Source organism: Streptococcus sp. 29896, from assembly GCF_032594915.1.
GTDB lineage: Bacteria > Bacillota > Bacilli > Lactobacillales > Streptococcaceae > Streptococcus > Streptococcus suivaginalis.
Genome location: NZ_CP118733.1, coordinates 1,195,802 through 1,214,763, shown reverse-complemented (window position 1 = coordinate 1,214,763; position 18,962 = coordinate 1,195,802). Strand labels below are relative to the sequence as shown.

Sequence of the window (18,962 nt, the reverse complement as noted above, 5' to 3'; positions counted from 1 at the left end):
TATTGGATATGGAAGAATGTAAACGAGCACGATTGATTTACAACCCGACCTCTGGTCAGGAAATCATGAAAAAAAATGTGGCAGAAGTGTTGGATATTTTAGAAGGCTTCGGCTATGAGACATCTGCCTTTCAAACGACACCTGAAAAGGATTCGGCTAAAAATGAAGCCAGAAGAGCTGCTTTAGCAGGTTTTGACCTGGTTATTGCAGCAGGTGGTGACGGCACAATTAACGAAGTGGTTAACGGTATTGCACCTCTCGAAAAACGACCGAAAATGGCCATCATCCCAACTGGTACAACCAATGATTACGCGCGTGCTCTCAAGGTTCCACGCGGAAATCCAGTCGAAGCCGCCAAGTTGATTGGCAAAAATCAGACAATTTTGATGGATATTGGCCTGGCAAAGAACCATAAGAAAGGTGTTTACCAGGAACATTACTTTATTAATATTGCAGCTGCTGGTACATTGACAGAGTTGACCTATAGTGTTCCAAGCCAACTCAAGACCATGTTTGGGTATTTAGCATATGTGGTAAAAGGAGCAGAGCTTTTGCCACAAGTTCAATTCACACCTGTCTTGGTTGAGCATGATCATGGTATTTTTGAAGGCAAGATTTCCATGATGTTCGTCGCTTTGACCAATTCTATAGGAGGTTTTGAACAGATTGTCCCTGATGCCAAGCTAGACGATGGGCAATTTACCTTGATTATGGTAAAAACTGATAATTTGTTTGAGATTTTGCATCTGATTCGACTGGTTATTGATGGAGGCAAACACATCGAAAGCGATAAGATTGAATACATCAAGACCAAGTCGCTGCATGTTCGCTCTCTGGACGTCCAACATCCAATGTTGTTAAACTTGGATGGCGAGTATGGCGGTGATGCACCTGTGGAATTTTTTAACCTCAAGAACCATATTGAATTTTTTGCAGATACGGATGAAATTGCAGACCATGCGATTACGATTGGTACGGAAGAACTCAATTTGGAACAGATGACCAGAAAGTTCTTGGAAGAATCAGCTCGGTTTGATGAGGCTATTAAATAGGAAGAAAAGAGCCGAAAGGCTCTTTTTCTTTTTGTCAAAAGCTGAATATAGCGTTTACATTGACCGTATTTTCTTGACAAACGCATTTAATAGGAGTATGCTTACATGGTATAAAAAATTAAAGGAGAATTCAACATGAATTTAGGTGCATTGGCTTTAGGTTTGGCCTGTCTTGGAGTAAGTATCGGTGAGGGTCTTTTGGTAGCTTCTTACCTTAGTTCGACTGCTCGTCAACCAGAGATGCAAAGCAAATTAATGGCTGGTGTATTTTTGGGTGTAGCCTTTATCGAAGGTACTTTCTTCGTAACACTCGCGATGGCATTTGTACTTGGTTAAGGAAAAGAGAGATTAGAAAAAGGGGGAACCTCCATTGGAAGAACATGCAAGTCCAACCCTTACCCTTGGTCCCGTAACCTTTGACCTGACCATGGTATTGGTTTCATTCATTACCATTTTCGTTATTTTCCTCCTGGTTTTCTGGGCAAGTCGCCGCATGGAATTAAAACCTAAAGGAAAACAAAATGTCCTGGAATATGTTTATGAATTAACCATAAATTTCACCAAGGGAAATCTGGGTGATGAAGATGCAAAACGCTATTCACTCTTCTTTTTCACAGTCTTTACCTTCCTCTTAGTTGCCAATAATTTGGGTTTGATGACCAAAATCGAAACAGCAGAAGGACACAATCTTTGGACCTCACCAACAGCCAATATGGCCTATGACTTTGGTCTAGCAACGATTGCAATTGTCTTCTGTCATGTCGAGGGAATTCGCCGCAAAGGTTTTAAAGGTTATTTAAAAGCATTTGTGACACCTTGGGCCATGACTCCCATGCATATCTTAGAAGAAGTGACAAACTTAGCATCTCTGGCCTTGCGTCTGTATGGTAATATCTACGCGGGTGAAGTGCTGGTATCTCTTCTCTTACAATTGTCTCAACAGAGCGCTTTAGCATATCCGATTGCTTTTCTTTTGAACGTGCTTTGGACAGCCTTTTCTGTCTTTATTTCATGTTTGCAGGGTTATGTTTTTGTTATGCTGGTGTCTATGTATTTGAGCAATAAAATTGGTGACGAACACGGATAGGAAAGGAAGAAAAGATTTATGATTACACTACTCAGTACAAGTAGTACCATTCTCGGCAATTTTATCCTTGTAACAGCTTCGTTTGGCCTGTTGATTGTATTGATTCGTGTCTTTGCTTGGAATCGTATTACAGGTATCTTTGAAGCACGTGAGCAAAAAATTTCAGGTGATATTGATGCTGCAGAAGAAAAATTGCAGGCAGCGTCGGATTTGGTTGCCCAACGAGAATCTGAATTAGCACAAGGTCGAGTGGAAGCACAGCAAATTGTACAAGATGCTGTAGAGCGTGCAAAACTTGAGAAAAAACGTATCTTAGAACAGGCAGATGTTGAAATTCAAGGCTTAAAAACAAAGGCTCAAATGGAAATTGAAGCTGAGAAACGTGAAGCCCAAGAAAATCTACGTGTCCAAGTAGCTGATTTGGCTGTAGACTTGGCAGGAAAAATTATCTTGGAAGATTTGAACCAAGAAGCTCATCAAGCCTTGATTGATCGATATATTGACAAGCTAGGAGACAAGTAAGATGAATGCAAGAGAAACTGCCCTCGTGCAAAAATATGCTCAGTCATTCGTTGAAAAAGTAAGTGATAAGCAAGAAATCTGGGGAATGTATGACCAGATTTCAGATTTGATTGCGATTATTCACGAAACCAAGTTGAATCGCATCCTCTTGTCACCAACCGTATCAGCTGCTGAAAAGTCAGACTTTGTTCGCACGGTTCGCCAATCTTCTTACTATCAAGTCAATGAATTGATAGAAGAAGTCATTCGAGATGGTCATGCGGACCTCTTGTTGGAAACCTTAGAAGCAGCCAAACGTTCGATTAGTAAGAGTAAGAATGAATTCGATGCCCATGTGGTTTCGGTCCATCCTTTGACTCCCGAACAAAAAGACAGACTGACAAAGCTTGTCCAACAGAAATTTTCTTTGACAGTTCGTTCAATCATGGAAGAACTAGATCCAAGTATTCTTGGCGGTTTTATCGTTACGGTTAACCACAAGGTGATTGATGCCAGTGTTCGGACACAGTTGAAAGAAATTAGAAATAAACTTTAAAAAATAGAAAGTGGTGTTCTTTTGGTGATTAATGCACAAGAAATTAGCGCTTTACTAAAACAACAAATTGAAGGGTTTCAACCAGACTTTGACTACACAGAGACAGGGGTTGTAACCTATATTGGTGATGGAATTGCCAGGGCCCACGGTCTTGACAATGCCATGAGTGGCGAGCTCTTGGTCTTTGAAAATGGAACAATCGGTATGGCTCAAAACTTAGAAACCAACGATGTTGGTATCATTATTTTGGGTGAATTTACTGATATTCGTGAAGGTTCTGTTGTTCGTCGTACAGGAAAAATCATGGAAGTGCCAGTTGGTTCTGCTTTGATTGGTCGCGTCATTAATCCACTTGGTCAGCCAGTTGATGGACTTGGTGACATTCGGACAAGCAAAACCCGTCCGATTGAATATCCAGCACCAGGTGTTATGCAACGTAAGTCGGTTAATGAACCACTTCAAACTGGTCTTAAGGCTATTGACGCTTTGGTTCCGATTGGTCGTGGTCAGCGGGAATTGATTATCGGGGACCGTCAGACAGGTAAAACATCAGTTGCTATCGATGCCATCCTTAACCAAAAAGGACAAGATATGATTTGTATCTATGTGGCGATTGGTCAAAAGGAGTCAACGGTTCGTACTCAGGTGGAAACCCTTCGTCAGTACGGTGCCTTGGATTATACTATCGTGGTGACAGCTTCGGCTTCACAACCGTCTCCATTGCTTTTCTTGGCTCCTTATGCTGGGGTTGCGATGGCAGAAGAGTTCATGTATGAAGGCAAACATGTCTTGATTGTTTATGATGATTTGTCAAAACAGGCGGTAGCCTATCGTGAGTTGTCCCTCTTGCTTCGTCGTCCTCCAGGTCGTGAGGCTTATCCAGGGGATGTCTTCTACTTACATAGCCGTTTGCTTGAGCGTTCAGCTAAAGTTTCAGATGAATTAGGTGGCGGTTCCATTACAGCTCTGCCATTTATCGAAACCCAGGCAGGGGATATTTCAGCCTACATCGCAACTAACGTGATTTCGATCACAGACGGTCAAATCTTCTTGAAGGATGACTTGTTCAACTCTGGTATCCGTCCAGCCATTGATGCGGGTTCTTCTGTATCTCGTGTAGGTGGTTCAGCTCAAATTAAAGCTATGAAGAAGGTGGCAGGTACTCTTCGTATCGATTTGGCTTCTTATCGGGAACTAGAAGCCTTCACTCAATTTGGTTCGGATTTGGATGCAGCAACTCAGGCCAAACTCAACCGTGGTCGTCGGACTGTGGAAGTGTTGAAACAACCATTGCATAGGCCACTTCCAGTTGAAAAACAGGTTTTGATTTTGTATGCTTTGACAAATGGCTTCTTGGATTCAGTGCCAATTGATGATATTTTGGCATTTGAAGAAGAACTGTACGCATATTTTGATTTGCACTACGATAGTCTTTTGGATGTTATTCGCACAACAAAAGATCTTCCTGATACAGATGAATTGAATGCTGCTATCCAAGCTTTCAAAGACCAGTCTGTCTTTAAGTAAAGGAGTGAATAATGGCAGGTTCTCTCAATGAAATCAAGTCAAAAATTGCATCTACTAAGAAAACCAGTCAAATCACCGGTGCCATGCAGATGGTTTCGGCTTCTAAATTAGCCAAATCAGAGCAATTAGCGCAATCCTTTCAAATCTACGCTAGCAAGGTTCGTCAGATTACAACGGACCTCTTGCGTGGAGAATTGATGGCTTCAGATACAAGCAATCCAATGCTGATTCGTCGTCCAGTTCAAAAATCTGGTTATATTGTCATTACCTCTGACAGTGGACTAAAAGGTTCTTATAATTCCAGTATTTTGAAGGCTGTGATGGGGATGATTGAACAGGACCATGACTCGAAAGATGAGTATGAGATTATTGCTATTGGTAGTATGGGAGCTGATTTCTTCCGTGCTCGTGGTATCAATCCTGTCTTTGAATTGCGTGGTTTAGCAGACAATCCAAGTTTTGAAGAGGTTCAAAAAATCATTTCTAAGTCTGTTGAGATGTACAAGAATGAACTCTTTGATGAGTTGTATGTTTGTTATAACCACCATGTCAATAGTTTGACCAGTCAGGTGCGTGTACAACAGATGCTTCCTGTAGAAGATTTGGACCACAATGAAGCAGATGGTTATACAGCTACCTTTGAGTTGGAACCAAACCGTGAGGTTATTTTGGAACAACTCTTGACTCAATATGCAGAATCAACTATTTATGGAGCGATTTTGGATGCCAAAACTGCTGAAAATGCAGCAGGTATGACAGCCATGCAGACAGCAACGGATAATGCTAAGAATGTCATTAACGATTTGACAATCCAATACAATAGGGCTCGGCAGGCAGCGATTACTCAGGAAATTACTGAGATTGTAGCTGGTGCCTCAGCCCTTGAGTAATAGAAATAGAGGAAATAGAATGAGTTCAGGCAAAATTACTCAGGTTGTCGGACCAGTTGTAGACGTTGCGTTTGCAGCAGAAGATAAACTTCCTGAGATTAACAACGCACTCGTTGTATATAAAAATGATGATTCCAAACAAAAAGTCGTGCTTGAAGTGGCTTTGGAACTTGGTGATGGCGTTGTACGGACCATTGCCATGGAATCAACGGATGGATTGACACGTGGGATGGAAGTTCTCGATACAGGTCGTCCCATCTCTGTTCCAGTCGGTAAAGAAACGCTGGGTCGTGTCTTCAATGTGTTGGGAGATACCATTGACCTTGAAGAGTCTTTTCCGGCAGATTTTGAACGTGAGCCTATCCATAAGAAAGCGCCGGCTTTTGACGAATTATCTACTTCAAGCGAAATTTTGGAAACAGGGATTAAGGTTATCGACCTCCTAGCACCTTATCTAAAAGGTGGTAAGGTTGGTCTCTTCGGTGGTGCCGGTGTTGGTAAAACCGTCCTTATCCAAGAATTGATTCACAATATTGCCCAAGAACACGGTGGTATCTCTGTATTTACCGGAGTTGGCGAGCGTACCCGTGAAGGGAACGATCTTTACTGGGAAATGAAGGAATCAGGTGTTATTGAAAAAACGGCCATGGTATTTGGTCAGATGAATGAGCCACCAGGAGCTCGTATGCGTGTTGCTCTTACTGGTTTGACCATTGCGGAATACTTCCGTGATGTGGAAGGGCAGGATGTTCTTCTGTTCATCGATAATATCTTCCGTTTCACGCAGGCTGGTTCAGAAGTGTCTGCCCTCTTGGGTCGTATGCCATCAGCCGTTGGTTATCAGCCAACACTTGCGACAGAAATGGGACAGTTGCAGGAGCGGATTACTTCAACGAAGAAGGGTTCTGTTACATCCATTCAGGCTATTTATGTGCCTGCCGATGACTATACAGACCCAGCCCCAGCAACTGCTTTCGCCCATTTGGATTCAACAACTAACTTGGAACGGAAATTGACCCAACTGGGTATCTATCCAGCGGTTGATCCATTAGCATCCTCTTCACGTGCCCTTGCTCCAGAGATTGTGGGCGAGGAGCATTATGCCGTTGCCATGGAAATCAAACGTGTCCTTCAACGCTACCAAGAATTGCAAGATATTATTGCCATCTTGGGGATGGATGAATTGTCTGATGAAGAGAAGACTTTGGTTGGTCGCGCTCGTCGCATCCAATTCTTCTTGTCACAGAACTTTAATGTGGCAGAGCAGTTTACTGGGATGCCAGGTTCTTATGTTCCAGTTAAAGAAACCGTCAAAGGCTTCAAGGAAATCTTAGAGGGTAAACATGACCATCTTCCAGAAGATGCCTTCCGTAACGTTGGTTCAATTGAAGATGTACTTGCCAAAGCGGATAAGATGAAGTTTTAGAGGTGAATCATGGCTCAAATGACCGTTCAAATCGTAACGCCGGATGGCATCAAATACGATCACCACGCTGCCTTTGTTTTGTGTAAAACAAAAGAAGGGGAGTTGGGAATCTATCCAGGTCACTTGGAATTGATTGCTGTTTTGGAAATCGATGAAATCAAAGTTCGTCGGGTAGATGATGAAAACCATGTGGACTGGATTGCGGTCAATGGTGGTATCATCGAAGTAAATAAAGACCTGATTACCATTGTTTCTGACTCAGCAGAGCGGGAACGTGATATTGATGTCAGTCGTGCAGAACGTGCCAAATTACGGGCTGAAAGAGAGCTGGAAGAAGCTCACAATGCCCACAATATTGATTTGGAAATGCGCGCTAACATTGCTTTGCAACGAGCTATTAACCGGATTCGTTGTGGTAATCGTTAACAGCTAGGAATTTTCCTAGCTTTTTTTGTTTGATAGGATTTCAGAGGAGGGGCTGTGTTTCTTTTGGCAAATTTTTGGGGAAGTTTGTTATAATAGAGTCATGCTTAATTCATTATTTCAATTATTCAGTCACTTGTTATTTATATACCTCTCCCATATATTGTTGACATCGGTCATTGATTGGAAATCAGTTTTTAAGGGGAGTCGAGAGACTGGAAAGATTCAGGTCTTACTTCTCTTTTTCGCCATTGCTTTGGGCTATATCGTGTCAGGCTTCTTCCTAGATATCGTTGCCCTCAGTAAGCTATTTGTACTTCAATAGAAAAGAGAGAACTTATGGATCAAATTATAGTAACTGGAAGTAAAAATCCCTTGCAAGGAAAGGTCGCGATAGAAGGAGCAAAAAATGCTGTTCTGCCCTTGTTAGCAGCAACGATTTTAGCTTCAGAAGGGACTTCAACTTTAACCAATGTTCCTATTTTATCGGATGTATTTACCATGAACAACGTTGTACGTGGTTTGGATATTGATGTGACCTTTGATGAGGAAGAAAAACAGGTTATCATTGATGCAAGTGGTCAGATTGGTAGTCAGGCACCCTATAAATATGTGAACCAAATGCGGGCTTCAATTGTTGTACTCGGTCCAATTTTGGCACGAAATGGCTATGCCAAGGTCTCTATGCCAGGTGGCTGTACAATTGGCAGTCGTCCCATTGATTTACACTTACAAGGTTTAGAGGCGATGGGGGCACGTATTACGCAACGCTCAGGTTACATTGAAGCGCATGCGGAGAAATTAAAGGGAGCACATATCTTCATGGATTTCCCAAGCGTAGGTGCTACTCAAAACCTGATGATGGCAGCTTGTTTGGCTGAGGGAAAAACTGTTATTGAGAATGCGGCTCGGGAACCTGAAATTGTTGATTTGGCGATTTTCTTGAACAAGATGGGAGCCAAAGTACGTGGTGCAGGTACCGAAACTATTACCATTCAAGGTGTTGAACATCTTAAAGGAGCAGTTCATCAGGTAGTTCAAGATCGGATTGAAGCGGGAACATTTATGGTTGCAGCTGCCATGACAGGTGGTGATGTACTGATTCAGGACGCTATTTGGGAACATAATCGTCCCCTTCTCTCAAAACTTCAGGAGATGGGAGTCGAGGTGCTTGAGGAAGACGAAGGTATTCGAATTCGATCAACGGTGACTGACCTTAAACCTGTTTCTGTCACAACCCTGCCTCATCCAGGATTTCCAACGGACATGCAAGCCCAATTTACAGCCTTGATGTCAGTTGTAAAAGGTCAGTCAACCATGGTTGAGACAGTTTTTGAAAATCGCTTCCAGCACTTGGAAGAAATGAGACGGATGAATGTCCATTCAGAAATCTTGCGTGATACGGCCATTATCCATGGAGGTCAAGCCTTGGAGGGAGCTCAAGTCATGTCAACAGATTTGAGAGCAAGTGCTGCTCTGATTTTGGCTGGCTTAGTAGCAGAAGGCCAAACAATCGTCGGAAAACTTAGTCATTTGGACCGAGGATATTATAAATTTCATGAAAAACTAGCCCAACTTGGTGCTCGAATTGAACGAATCAAAGGAGAAGACAGTGATGTTTAAAGAAAATCTTGGCTTTGTCGGACGACAATGGTTGATTGTCTTTCTAGTTTTCATATTGGCTCTATTATTTTTAGCGGCAGGTCTCATGGTGGGCTACGGTGTTGTCGGAGATGGAGACAATGCCTGGGCTATTTTATCACCTGATAAATGGCAAGAATTAATGAGTAAATTTACAGGAAAGTAGGCTAGACCTACTTTTTTGACGGGAGATATATGGCAAAGAAAAATGTAAAAAAACAGGCCATGAGCCTACTTAGTTTGATAGCAACTATTGTTGTAGTAGGCGGAGGCTATTTTTTAAATAATTCGAGTAGCAATAATACAGCTAGTTATTCGTACTATGTGAATCAATCGCAGGCAAGTGAGTCTACCCCGAGTGAGGAATTAGCTAGTTCTGTTTTAACAGAGAGTGTAAAAAAACAACTGGGCAATTCGATTGACTGGAATGGAGCTGGCGCTTTTCTTGTCAATGGGAATAAGACTGACCTAGATGCTTCTGTGTCCAGCCTGCCTTATGCAGATACCAAAACTAAAACAGTCCAGGGAGAAACAGTTCCAACGGTAGCCAATGCCTTGATGACTAAAGCAACCAGACAATACAAGGACCGTAATGAGACTGGAAATGGTGCTACATCCTGGACTCCAGCAGGTTGGCATCAGGTTCATGATTTAGCTGGAGAATATGACCATGCTGTGGATCGTGGGCACTTGCTAGGATATGCAATCATTGGCGGTCTATCTAGCTTTGATGCTTCAACCAGCAATCCTCAAAATATTGCAGTTCAAACAGCTTGGTCCAACCAAGCTAACGACCAAACTTCAACTGGGCAGAATTATTTTGAAACCTTGGTACGAAAAGCATTAGACAAGAACAAACGTATCCGATACCGTGTCACCTTGATCTATGCCCAAGAGAATGATTTAGTCGCAGTTGGTCGACAAATTGAAGCTAAATCTTCTGATGGTAGCTTAGAGTTTAATGTATTTGTTCCCAATGTACAGAGCGGCCTCAGCATTAACTACCATAGTGGTGAAATCACGGTGAATGAATAAAGAAATCAGTTGCTAAACTGCCTATATTTTGTTAAACTAGAAATAATTGAATAGAAGTCTGTGAGACTAGTACACCTATGGAAACTGTCCAGGGAGTTGAGCCGTGACTGTAAGCTCAATCAGTGAAAGTTGGTCGAATTCACTCACGCAAAGACTTAGAACTAAGGTCTGCCTAGCAGATGAAAACGGATGGTACCGCGTGACAACGCTCCGATACGAGTGGCGTCATGCGTTTTTTTATTGGAGGAATTATGTCAAATCTTGAACAACAGTTGGTGGAGTTACGCCAAACTACACTTGAACAATTAAAAGAAATCCAGCACCAAGGCGAAAAAGAACTACAAGACCTGCGTGTCGCAGTTTTGGGTAAAAAAGGGTCCTTGACTGACTTGTTGAAAGGCTTGAAAGACCTATCTAACGACATGAAACCAATCGTTGGTAAGCAGGTCAATGAAGTACGTGATGTGCTGACAGCTGCCTTTGAAGAAACCGCTCAGAAGGTTGCAGCCGCAAAAATTCAACAGCAATTAGCTTCCGAAACCATTGATGTGACCTTGCCAGGTCGCCAGGTCAAGGTCGGAAAACGCCATGTCCTGACTCAAACTTCTGAAGAAATCGAAGATATTTTCTTGGGCATGGGCTTCCAAATCGTTGACGGATTTGAAGTGGAAAAAGATTACTACAACTTTGAGCGCATGAATTTGCCAAAAGACCACCCAGCACGTGATATGCAGGATACCTTCTACATCACAGAAGAAATCCTTATGCGGACCCATACGTCGCCTGTTCAGGCACGGACCATGGACCAGCATGATTTCTCAAAAGGTGCCTTGAAGATGATTTCGCCAGGCCGTGTTTTCCGTCGTGATACGGACGATGCGACCCACAGCCACCAATTCCACCAGATTGAAGGTTTGGTTGTCGGTGAAAATGTATCCATGGGGGATCTCAAAGGTACGCTTGAAATGATTATCAAGAAAATGTTTGGTGAAGAGCGTCAAATTCGTCTCCGTCCATCTTACTTCCCATTCACTGAGCCATCTGTTGAGGTGGATGTTTCTTGCTTCAAGTGTGGTGGTGACGGCTGTAACGTATGTAAGAAAACAGGCTGGATTGAAATTCTCGGTGCCGGTATGGTCCACCCTCAAGTATTGGAAATGAGTGGGATTGACTCAACCAAGTACTCTGGCTTTGCCTTCGGTCTTGGTCAGGAACGCATTGCCATGCTCCGCTACGGTATCAACGATATTCGTGGATTCTATCAAGGCGATGTACGATTCTCGGAGCAATTTTAACGTAGCACTACTTAAGGCTGACAAAGTCAGCTCTTAAGTAGACGGGAATCGCTATTCTGCGACTTCCCTAGCTACCTTACTAGGATTTCAAGCAAAAGATATCGTTTTGCTTGAAATCCGTCGTAATCTGATAAAGTTAGTAAATTGTTGTTTGAGAGAAACGGTAGTCGCTTTAGCGGTCTACCTACTCCCCTCACTAGTTCTAAGGTTGAAAAAAATGTCGTTTTCAACCTTAGAACGTCGTAACTCCGCAGGAGTGAGTAGAAGGAAATCGTATTAAGCGACTTCCTTAGCTACCTTACTAGTATTTCAAGCAAAAAATATTGTTTTGCTTGAAATCCGTCGTAATCCGAAAAAGTTAGTAGATTGGGAGAAGCGGTAGCTGATCTAGCAGTTTACCTACTCCTCTCACTAGGTTTACAGCTGAAAAAGTAGTGTTTTCTAAAAAAATAAAGAAAGAAAAGTTATGTTAGTAAGTTACAAATGGTTAAAAGAACTCGTTGACTTTGATGCGACAAGCCATGACTTGTCTGAAAAAATGTCAACAACAGGGATTGAGGTAGAAGGGGTTGAGCAAAAGAGTGCTGGCCTGTCTAAGTTGGTTGTCGGTCAGGTTGTGTCTGCTGAGCCAATTCCAGATACCCACCTCAACATCTGCCAGGTCAATGTCGGTGAGGAAGTCACGCAAATCGTTTGCGGTGCTCCAAATGTCAAGCCAGGTATCAAGGTGATCGTCGCTCTGCCAGGTGCGCGTATCGCTGGCAACTACAAGATCAAGAAAGGCAAAATCCGCGGCGTTGAGTCCTTGGGGATGCTCTGCTCATTGAGCGAAATCGGCGTGTCCGACTCTGTGGTACCAAAAGTCTATGCGGACGGAATCTACCACCTGCCTGAAGATGCAGTCGTGGGTGAGCCAGTCTTTTCATACCTTGACCTCGACGATGAGATTATCGAGCTGTCTATCACGCCAAACCGTGCCGACGCCCTCTCTATGCGTGGTGTGGCGCACGAAGTGGCAGCTATCTATGACAGCAAGGTCAACTTCAAGCCTGTGACCTTGGAGGAAAGCGACAAGAAGGCCAGCGATGTAATTGAAGTGGCTATTGAGTCAGACAAGGCGGCTGCCTACACGGCCCGTGTCATTGAAAATGTGACCATCGCACCGAGCCCACAGTGGTTGCAAAACCTGCTCATGAACGCAGGTATCCGCCCGCTCAACAACGTGGTGGACATCACTAACTACATCTTGCTCTATTTCGGTCAGCCAATGCATGCCTTTGACTTTGATAAGTTTGACGGCAAGAAAATCGTGGCTCGTCAGGCAAAAGAAGGTGAGAATTTGGTAACGCTTGACGGCGAAGAGCGTGACTTGATTGCTGATGACATCGTCATTTCCGTTGCGGACAAGGCAGTTGCCCTTGGTGGTGTCATGGGTGGTGCTAACACAGAGATTGACAACAACTCTAAGACGGTTGTACTGGAAGCTGCCCTTTTTGACGGCAAGTCTATCCGCAAGACCTCAGGTCGCCTCAACCTTCGCTCAGAGTCCTCTTCTCGCTTTGAAAAAGGCATCAACGTGTCAACCTTGACGGAGGCTATGGATACAGCAGCGGCTATGATTGCAGAACTAGCTGGCGGTCAGGTCTTGTCTGGTATCGTTTCTGCGGGCAGCGTGGACACATCGGATGTCCCAGTCACAGCGACTATTGAGTACGTTAACCGCTCGCTCGGGACCAATCTGGACTATGCTCAAATCGCAGACATTTTCCGTCGTTTAGGTATGGAAACAACTGGCGATGCAAGTCAGTTTACAGTAGCAGTACCGCGTCGTCGTTGGGACATTCGCATTCCAGCGGACTTGGTAGAGGAAATCGCACGTATCTATGGCTATAATAATCTGCCGACCACTCTTCCAAAAGAGGACGGAACAGCAGGTGAGTTGACCCTGACCCAGAACATCCGTCGCCAAGTGCGTAGCCTGGCAGAAGGTGCAGGACTGACAGAAATTATTTCTTATGCCCTAACAACACCTGAAAAGGCAGTGGAGTTTGCGGTTCGTCCAACCACAGTCACCGAACTCATGTGGCCGATGACCGTTGACCGCTCTGCCCTTCGTCAGAATATGGTGTCTGGTATGCTGGAAACAGTGGCTTACAACGTGGCTCGTAAGAATAAGAACTTAGCCCTCTACGAAATCGGAAAAATCTTTGAACAGTCTGGCAATCCAAAAGAAGACTTGCCACAAGAAATTAATAAGTTTGCCCTTGTCTTAACAGGTTTGGTGGCTGAGAAAGACTTCCAGACACCTGCTGTACCAGTTGATTTCTTCCATGCCAAAGGTATTTTGGAAGCTATCTTTGGTCATTATAAGTTGGCAGTTGACTTTGTGGCAACCAGTGAGATTGCTGCCTTGCATCCAGGTCGTACAGCTGAAATCCATTTGAATGGGGCGGTAATCGGCTTTGTCGGTCAGGTACACCCTCAAACGGCTAAGGACTACGGTATCCCTGAAACTTATGTGGCTGAAATCAATCTGGATGCGATTGAAGAAGCTCTCCAGCCTGCTCAGCCATTTACGGAAATCTCCAAATTCCCAGCGGTTAGCCGTGATATTGCCCTGCTTTTGAGCAGTGATGTCAAACATCAGGATGTCCTGGATGCCATTGCTGGTGCTGGCGTGAAACGCTTGACTAAGGTGACCCTCTTTGACGTTTATGCTGGCAGCAATATTGAGGCTGGTAAGAAGTCTATGGCTTACAACCTGACCTTCCAAAATCCTGCGGACAGCCTGACGGATGAGGAAGTGGCGAAGTACATGGAGAAAATCAGTAAGGCGCTCGAAGCAATTGGAGCTGAAATTCGTTAATTTGTAAATATTGTGAAATCCTAGTCTGCGGGCTAGGATTTTTGGGAGGATGATATGAGTACTCAAGATATTCAAGAAAAATTTTTCCGAGATGGGAAGTTGCTTGTCATTCCGAAAAAGCTGAGAAGTAAGCAGGTCTTGTTTGCCTATTTGCAAGAAGAATTAGCTAAGAAAGGCTCAATATTCACCGAAAAAGAGGTTAATGCCTTTCTAGCTGAGTTTTATGATGACTATGCTATATTGAGACGCTACTTGGTGGATTATGGCTATCTATCGCGTGATCAGTATGGTTTGGAATACAGAATAGAAGAAAAGAGATGATTGCGGTCATCTCTTTTGTCTTACAAAATAAAGGGTTCAATCTTCAACTCTATCTGGTTACCATACTTGGCTAGTAAATCGTCTGCCAGGGGATGATAGAGTGCTCGTAGTTGTTCAATCTTGTCAGGGAATTGCTTGCCGATGTAGTCAAACTTGCATTCGATGGTTAAGAAAAGTTGGTGGAAGAGTTCGTTCATCTCATTCAATCGGGCAATCATTTCTTCGTCTTCTTTGAGAAAATCAGGGATTTCTGAGCGATTGTTGACAAAACCGTCGATGAGTTTTACGGGGAAAGAGCCGTATTCTAGGACAAATTCGTACATGGGTTTCTCCTTGCGTTCGTTTTCTTTATTCTAGCATAGTTGCAAGCCTTTTCCTACGATTTTGATTATGGGGTTATTGGAGCCGTATGGTCATTAGGACAGGATGGTGGTCGCTGGACGCAAAATCGTTTGAAAGAGTCTCAATCGTATCAACAATGATATTGTCTGAAAGGATAAAACCATCGATGGTTCCTGTCAGGGTAGTATTGGGATTGTAGGGTTGGTCGATATTGCGGACAGTTGGTACATTACTTGGAGCGGCTAGGATAAATCCTGCTGGCAGCTGGTCAACTGGAAAGGCCTTCATCCAGGTCAGATCGTTGCGGGCATTGTCATCAAGTGCGTGGTTGAAATCTCCGCCAACGATAACATAGTTGCCTTTGGCATACTCGCTTTCCATAGTCTGACTAATTTTTGCCAGCTGTGCCTTTTGGATACTCGCGTTCTTAGTATAGGCAGAAAGGTGGACATTGATAACTACCAAATCCGCTCCGCTATTGGTCCCATAACGATTGACCGAGTAGGCACGGTCAAGGTCGAAGAACTTATTGATGTCCGTGTCAATAGGCAGTTGGTAGCGGGTGGCCTCTTGGAAATTAATCTTAGAGAGGGTCAGCAGTCCAGAAGTCGCTTGGCCAATCGGGTCGGTGACGGGGTAGAAGAGGTAGGAAGAGTCGTAGTTCTGAGCAAAAGACCAGGAATAGTCGGTCAACCCCTGTGTAAAATAGTCCACCTGATTGACGTGCTGGGAACGGTCACCGTCCAGATCCACCTCCTGAAAGAGAAGGAGGTCGGGATTGGCAGAAGTTATCAGGTCCTTATCAATAGCCAGAGCCTCCTCTACAGCCTTTTTGCTCCGAGCTCGGACCTCATCACCCCCGTCCATAAAGAAGGAGTAGTCGCTCGGATAGGAGCCGTAGCCGATATTAAAGGTCATCATAGAGTAAGTTTGACCGACCGCAAACTCGTCCTGACTGGTCTGATTGGTCACCTCCAGAGCAAGATTGTCTTCGAGTCGGTGGTAGTCAAGAAAGAGGTAGGCTACATAGGAGCCGACGGTCAGTAGGATAAGAGCAAGGATGCTCAGGGACCATTTGATAATCTTTTTTAACATGATTTTCTCCTTTGCTTTATTGTAACATAGCAGAGCTGTTGCGTTAAGGTTTCTTTAACATTTCTTTCAGCTTCTTTTAACTTTTTGCCGTTAAACTAATACCTGTAAACGAGACAGGTGCTCGAAGAAAGTGAAAAGAAGGTAAAGCCATGAAGACAAGAATCGTACAAAAACAGTTTAAACGCATTGAATCAAAATACATTTTGGACAAGGCAACTTTTGCTCTCTTAGCAGAAGATTTGAAAGAATATATGGTGGCGGATGAATATGCTCAATCAACTATTACAAATATATATTTCGATAATGAAAACTTTGATATGATCCAAGACTCGATTGCCAAAAAGAATGGCAGAGAAAAGGTGCGCATGCGTGTCTATGATGCCCAACCAACAGGTGCTAGTCAAGCATTTTTGGAAATTAAAAAGAAAGAAAATAAAATCGGCTACAAGTACCGTTTGACATCTACTCCAGACTCTGTGACTCATTTTATGGCGACTGGTGAAAATGATAAATCGATCCAGGATGAAAAAGTCATGTTCGAGATTGAAATGCTTAAAGAACGCTACGGTCAAATCCATCCTAAAATGTATATCTACTATGACCGTGTTTCCTTCAAAGGAAAAGAGGACAAGAAAATTCGCTTGACCATTGACCAAAACCTTCTCTACCGGGACTACGATGTAGCAGTTGAGGAAGGAAAATTTGGTAAAAATCTCTTAGACCCAAACAAGGTTATCATGGAGGTTAAAGTACCAGAAGTTTGCCCAAAGTGGCTGGAGGAGCTTCTTGAAAAATATCAGATTGAAAAACAATCATTTTCTAAATACGGAAACGCCTATAAATTGGCCCACAATATCAGCCTAACTAGAGAGGAAGAGCAGAAACATGCAACTGTTTAATAGTATCTTTACAACCAGTAACTCAAATATAACTCTTTTGCAAATGGCACTGACTTTAGGTTCAAGTTTGGGGCTGGGGATCCTATTAGCTGCAGTTTATAAGTATAAATCCCTCTATTCAAAAGAGTTTGTTATGACGCTCAGTCTCTTACCCACCCTGATTGCGGTGATTATCTTCCTAGTTAACGGAAATCTAGGAACAAGTGTTGCGGTGGCAGGAACCTTTAGCTTAATCAAGTTCCGTTCTGCTGCGGGAAGTTCCAAGGACTTGCTAGCTGTTTTCATGGCGACAGCTATTGGTCTTGCAACAGGGATGGGCTACATCGGACTGGCAGTTTTGGTTACTTTAGTCCTTTCATTGGCTATTCTCCTATTTGAAAATACCCCATTTGCTCAGGTGGATCAATCAAGCCGTCATTTACTAGTGACAGTTGATAAGGAATTTGACTATGATCAGTTTTTCGAGAAGAGCTTTGGAAAGGAGTTAAAGGCTGCTAAGCTACTTTCTATCAAGTACAAGAAAAAGAAAGAGAAGCTGGTTTTGGAATACCACATTCAAGTAAGTCAACGTATTTCAGACAAGCATATTCTCGACACCCTTTTGGCAGCTGGTCCAAAGGATGTTGTCCTCAACAAACAAGTTCCTAAAAAAAATTTCTATAAAAAATCAACAATCGTTTCAGTGATAGGTCCGCAAGGACCTTTTTTTCATGCAAAAACTCCTAGCATGTATGTACAAAACTAGGAGTCGTGTTCCAAATATAATGAAAAAAGAGTTAATCTTCATAAAAATCAACGCTGTAATCCAGCAGTTTGTCCCCATCATAGCGGAAGCAGGCAGAGAAGAAGGGACGGTTTTCCAAGAGCCACTCTTGAAAATGGCGGTCGCCTTCCCAGGTTGGCTTGGTTAAGACCTGGTCGTAAGGAACCCACTCCAGATCGCCTTCGTTGCATTCTATTAGGTTTCCCTCAAAACCAGTTATCTTAAAGACATAGGTGTACCAGTCAGTGTTTGGAGTAAAGTCTGGAAAGGTGATGACTCCTTTGAGGGCATGCTTGGTGACGGTCAAGCCTGTTTCTTCAAAGACCTCGCGGATGGCACAAGCTTGCGGTGTTTCACCAGGCTCCAACTTGCCACCGACCCCAATCCATTTTCCGTGGTGGACATCGTTTTCTTTTTTATTGCGATGGAGGAGGAGAAATTCCTTGCCATTATCAATGTAGCAAATCGTCGCTAGTTGGACAGGTTTTTTGGTCATAGTAGCTCCTTGAAAATCATTTCCTCCATTATATCACAAAGCTATATCACAAAGCCAGTCGATGGGAATGGGCTAGATGATGGTTGGTCGGGGACAGTTTCTGCATTAGGAAGTTGAAAGCCCTTTTCTGAAAGGGGATTTTACGGTATAATAAGAACATCAAATTATTTAGGATGTAGTATGTCAAAACAAGAACAAATTGAACAAACCATTTATCAATTATTGGAATTATTAGGAGAAGATCCAAACCGTGAGGGTTTGCTAGATACACCAAAACGTGTAGCTAAAATGTATCTAGAGATGTTTAACGGCCTACAAGAGGATCCTAAGGACCAATTTACGGCTGTCTTCTCAGAGGGTCATGAAGAGGTTGTTTTGGTCAAGGATATTCCTTTCCACTCCATGTGTGAACACCATTTGGTGCCCTTTTATGGCATTGCTCATGTAGCCTATATTCCGAGCAAGGGTCGAGTGACAGGTCTGAGCAAGTTAGCGCGTGCAGTAGAGGTGGCAAGCCGTCGCCCTCAATTGCAGGAACGCTTGACTCATCAAGTGGCTCATGCACTTCAAGATGCCCTTGCCCCAGAAGGCGTTTTTGTCATGGTTGAAGCAGAGCATATGTGCATGAGTATGCGTGGTATTCGCAAGCCAGGTAGTAAGACAGTGACCACAGTTACCCTTGGCAAATACAAGGAAGATGCCATCTTGCGCCGTGAACTCTTGTCCATGATTCACAATAAATAGGAG

At 43.4% G+C, this 18,962-nt stretch carries 22 protein-coding genes; 19 read left to right on the top strand and 3 right to left on the bottom strand.

Annotated features, from left to right (window positions below; translation table 11 throughout):
* The first annotated feature begins 8 nt into the window (after positions 1-8).
* The 16 genes from PXH68_RS05655 to PXH68_RS05580 all read left to right on the top strand — a co-directional run bounded on the left by PXH68_RS05655 (position 9) and on the right by PXH68_RS05580 (position 14,620).
* The gene (locus tag PXH68_RS05655; protein WP_248028379.1) at positions 9-1,052 is read left to right on the top strand and encodes a diacylglycerol kinase family lipid kinase; all 1,044 of its coding nucleotides are present in this window, start codon (positions 9-11) and stop codon (positions 1,050-1,052) included.
* Positions 1,053-1,187: 135 nt separating this feature from the next.
* Positions 1,188-1,388 (top strand): F0F1 ATP synthase subunit C, encoded by a 201-nt coding sequence (locus PXH68_RS05650; protein WP_158456970.1) that lies wholly within the window; start codon positions 1,188-1,190, stop codon positions 1,386-1,388.
* 34 nt (positions 1,389-1,422) lie between these two features.
* A complete protein-coding gene (gene atpB, locus PXH68_RS05645) occupies positions 1,423-2,139 on the top strand; it encodes a F0F1 ATP synthase subunit A (RefSeq protein ID WP_158456968.1) in 717 nt (238 codons plus the stop codon).
* 18 nt (positions 2,140-2,157) lie between these two features.
* Positions 2,158-2,661, top strand: a complete 504-nt coding sequence (gene atpF, locus PXH68_RS05640; protein ID WP_205031240.1) for a F0F1 ATP synthase subunit B — start codon at positions 2,158-2,160, stop codon at positions 2,659-2,661.
* A 1-nt stretch (position 2,662) separates the two neighbouring features.
* Positions 2,663-3,196, top strand: a complete 534-nt coding sequence (locus tag PXH68_RS05635) for a F0F1 ATP synthase subunit delta (protein WP_158456964.1) — start codon at positions 2,663-2,665, stop codon at positions 3,194-3,196.
* 21 nt (positions 3,197-3,217) lie between these two features.
* Entirely contained in the window at positions 3,218-4,723 is a 1,506-nt protein-coding gene (gene atpA / locus PXH68_RS05630) for a F0F1 ATP synthase subunit alpha (protein WP_248028378.1), read from the top strand.
* Positions 4,724-4,734: 11 nt separating this feature from the next.
* Entirely contained in the window at positions 4,735-5,613 is an 879-nt protein-coding gene (locus PXH68_RS05625) for a F0F1 ATP synthase subunit gamma (RefSeq protein ID WP_002936012.1), read from the top strand.
* A 19-nt stretch (positions 5,614-5,632) separates the two neighbouring features.
* Positions 5,633-7,039, top strand: coding sequence for a F0F1 ATP synthase subunit beta (gene atpD / locus PXH68_RS05620; protein ID WP_248028370.1), 1,407 nt, complete (start codon positions 5,633-5,635; stop codon positions 7,037-7,039).
* Between the two features lie 9 nt (positions 7,040-7,048).
* Positions 7,049-7,465: a F0F1 ATP synthase subunit epsilon gene (locus PXH68_RS05615; protein WP_158456956.1), complete on the top strand. Its 417-nt coding sequence runs from the start codon at positions 7,049-7,051 to the stop codon at positions 7,463-7,465.
* Between the two features lie 100 nt (positions 7,466-7,565).
* A complete protein-coding gene (locus tag PXH68_RS05610; protein ID WP_158456954.1) occupies positions 7,566-7,787 on the top strand; it encodes a DUF1146 family protein in 222 nt (73 codons plus the stop codon).
* A gap of 14 nt (positions 7,788-7,801) precedes the next feature.
* Positions 7,802-9,085 (top strand): UDP-N-acetylglucosamine 1-carboxyvinyltransferase, encoded by a 1,284-nt coding sequence (murA, locus tag PXH68_RS05605; protein WP_248028369.1) that lies wholly within the window; start codon positions 7,802-7,804, stop codon positions 9,083-9,085.
* On the top strand, positions 9,078-9,269 hold the full coding sequence (locus tag PXH68_RS05600; RefSeq protein ID WP_172043436.1) for a DNA-directed RNA polymerase subunit beta: 192 nt from the start codon (positions 9,078-9,080) through the stop codon (positions 9,267-9,269). The genes murA and PXH68_RS05600 overlap by 8 nt, the downstream gene beginning before the upstream one ends.
* 29 nt (positions 9,270-9,298) lie before the next feature.
* Positions 9,299-10,138 (top strand): DNA/RNA non-specific endonuclease, encoded by an 840-nt coding sequence (locus PXH68_RS05595; protein ID WP_248028368.1) that lies wholly within the window; start codon positions 9,299-9,301, stop codon positions 10,136-10,138.
* Positions 10,139-10,389: 251 nt separating this feature from the next.
* On the top strand, positions 10,390-11,433 hold the full coding sequence (gene pheS, locus PXH68_RS05590) for a phenylalanine--tRNA ligase subunit alpha (RefSeq protein WP_205031236.1): 1,044 nt from the start codon (positions 10,390-10,392) through the stop codon (positions 11,431-11,433).
* Between the two features lie 466 nt (positions 11,434-11,899).
* Entirely contained in the window at positions 11,900-14,299 is a 2,400-nt protein-coding gene (gene pheT / locus PXH68_RS05585; protein ID WP_248028367.1) for a phenylalanine--tRNA ligase subunit beta, read from the top strand.
* Positions 14,300-14,353: 54 nt separating this feature from the next.
* Positions 14,354-14,620, top strand: coding sequence for a DUF2087 domain-containing protein (locus PXH68_RS05580; RefSeq protein ID WP_248028366.1), 267 nt, complete (start codon positions 14,354-14,356; stop codon positions 14,618-14,620).
* A gap of 20 nt (positions 14,621-14,640) precedes the next feature.
* On the opposite strand, the gene PXH68_RS05575 is transcribed toward PXH68_RS05580, so the two are convergent.
* The gene (locus tag PXH68_RS05575) at positions 14,641-14,943 is read right to left on the bottom strand and encodes a hypothetical protein (protein WP_024384807.1); all 303 of its coding nucleotides are present in this window, start codon (positions 14,941-14,943) and stop codon (positions 14,641-14,643) included.
* 73 nt (positions 14,944-15,016) lie between these two features.
* A complete protein-coding gene (locus PXH68_RS05570; RefSeq protein ID WP_248028365.1) occupies positions 15,017-16,057 on the bottom strand; it encodes an endonuclease/exonuclease/phosphatase family protein in 1,041 nt (346 codons plus the stop codon).
* Between the two features lie 149 nt (positions 16,058-16,206).
* On the opposite strand from PXH68_RS05570, the gene PXH68_RS05565 reads away from it, so the two are divergent.
* Together PXH68_RS05565 and PXH68_RS05560 are read left to right on the top strand one after the other, a co-directional pair.
* Entirely contained in the window at positions 16,207-16,956 is a 750-nt protein-coding gene (locus PXH68_RS05565; RefSeq protein WP_248028364.1) for a polyphosphate polymerase domain-containing protein, read from the top strand.
* A 43-nt stretch (positions 16,957-16,999) separates the two neighbouring features.
* Positions 17,000-17,701: a DUF4956 domain-containing protein gene (locus PXH68_RS05560; RefSeq protein WP_316715499.1), complete on the top strand. Its 702-nt coding sequence runs from the start codon at positions 17,000-17,002 to the stop codon at positions 17,699-17,701.
* Between the two features lie 31 nt (positions 17,702-17,732).
* Here the strand turns inward: PXH68_RS05560 and PXH68_RS05555 are convergent, their stop codons facing one another.
* On the bottom strand, positions 17,733-18,215 hold the full coding sequence (locus PXH68_RS05555) for an NUDIX hydrolase (RefSeq protein ID WP_248028362.1): 483 nt from the start codon (positions 18,213-18,215) through the stop codon (positions 17,733-17,735).
* Positions 18,216-18,395: 180 nt separating this feature from the next.
* On the opposite strand from PXH68_RS05555, the gene folE reads away from it, so the two are divergent.
* Entirely contained in the window at positions 18,396-18,959 is a 564-nt protein-coding gene (folE, locus tag PXH68_RS05550; protein ID WP_248028361.1) for a GTP cyclohydrolase I FolE, read from the top strand.
* Positions 18,960-18,962 lie beyond the last annotated feature (3 nt).

Excerpts from the sequence above, each read along its gene's own strand:
- PXH68_RS05655 (WP_248028379.1), top strand. The coding sequence starts at position 9 with ATGGAAGAATGTAAACGAGCACGATTGATTTACAACCCGACCTCTGGT.
- PXH68_RS05650 (WP_158456970.1), top strand. The coding sequence starts at position 1,188 with ATGAATTTAGGTGCATTGGCTTTAGGTTTGGCCTGTCTTGGAGTAAGT.
- atpF (WP_205031240.1), top strand. The coding sequence starts at position 2,158 with ATGATTACACTACTCAGTACAAGTAGTACCATTCTCGGCAATTTTATC.
- PXH68_RS05635 (WP_158456964.1), top strand. The coding sequence starts at position 2,663 with ATGAATGCAAGAGAAACTGCCCTCGTGCAAAAATATGCTCAGTCATTC.
- PXH68_RS05625 (WP_002936012.1), top strand. The coding sequence starts at position 4,735 with ATGGCAGGTTCTCTCAATGAAATCAAGTCAAAAATTGCATCTACTAAG.
- atpD (WP_248028370.1), top strand. The coding sequence starts at position 5,633 with ATGAGTTCAGGCAAAATTACTCAGGTTGTCGGACCAGTTGTAGACGTT.
- PXH68_RS05615 (WP_158456956.1), top strand. The coding sequence starts at position 7,049 with ATGGCTCAAATGACCGTTCAAATCGTAACGCCGGATGGCATCAAATAC.
- PXH68_RS05610 (WP_158456954.1), top strand. The coding sequence starts at position 7,566 with ATGCTTAATTCATTATTTCAATTATTCAGTCACTTGTTATTTATATAC.
- murA (WP_248028369.1), top strand. The coding sequence starts at position 7,802 with ATGGATCAAATTATAGTAACTGGAAGTAAAAATCCCTTGCAAGGAAAG.
- PXH68_RS05600 (WP_172043436.1), top strand. The coding sequence starts at position 9,078 with ATGTTTAAAGAAAATCTTGGCTTTGTCGGACGACAATGGTTGATTGTC.
- PXH68_RS05595 (WP_248028368.1), top strand. The coding sequence starts at position 9,299 with ATGGCAAAGAAAAATGTAAAAAAACAGGCCATGAGCCTACTTAGTTTG.
- pheS (WP_205031236.1), top strand. The coding sequence starts at position 10,390 with ATGTCAAATCTTGAACAACAGTTGGTGGAGTTACGCCAAACTACACTT.
- pheT (WP_248028367.1), top strand. The coding sequence starts at position 11,900 with ATGTTAGTAAGTTACAAATGGTTAAAAGAACTCGTTGACTTTGATGCG.
- PXH68_RS05580 (WP_248028366.1), top strand. The coding sequence starts at position 14,354 with ATGAGTACTCAAGATATTCAAGAAAAATTTTTCCGAGATGGGAAGTTG.
- PXH68_RS05575 (WP_024384807.1), bottom strand. The coding sequence starts at position 14,943 with ATGTACGAATTTGTCCTAGAATACGGCTCTTTCCCCGTAAAACTCATC.
- PXH68_RS05570 (WP_248028365.1), bottom strand. The coding sequence starts at position 16,057 with ATGTTAAAAAAGATTATCAAATGGTCCCTGAGCATCCTTGCTCTTATC.
- PXH68_RS05565 (WP_248028364.1), top strand. The coding sequence starts at position 16,207 with ATGAAGACAAGAATCGTACAAAAACAGTTTAAACGCATTGAATCAAAA.
- PXH68_RS05560 (WP_316715499.1), top strand. The coding sequence starts at position 17,000 with ATGGCACTGACTTTAGGTTCAAGTTTGGGGCTGGGGATCCTATTAGCT.
- PXH68_RS05555 (WP_248028362.1), bottom strand. The coding sequence starts at position 18,215 with ATGACCAAAAAACCTGTCCAACTAGCGACGATTTGCTACATTGATAAT.
- folE (WP_248028361.1), top strand. The coding sequence starts at position 18,396 with ATGTCAAAACAAGAACAAATTGAACAAACCATTTATCAATTATTGGAA.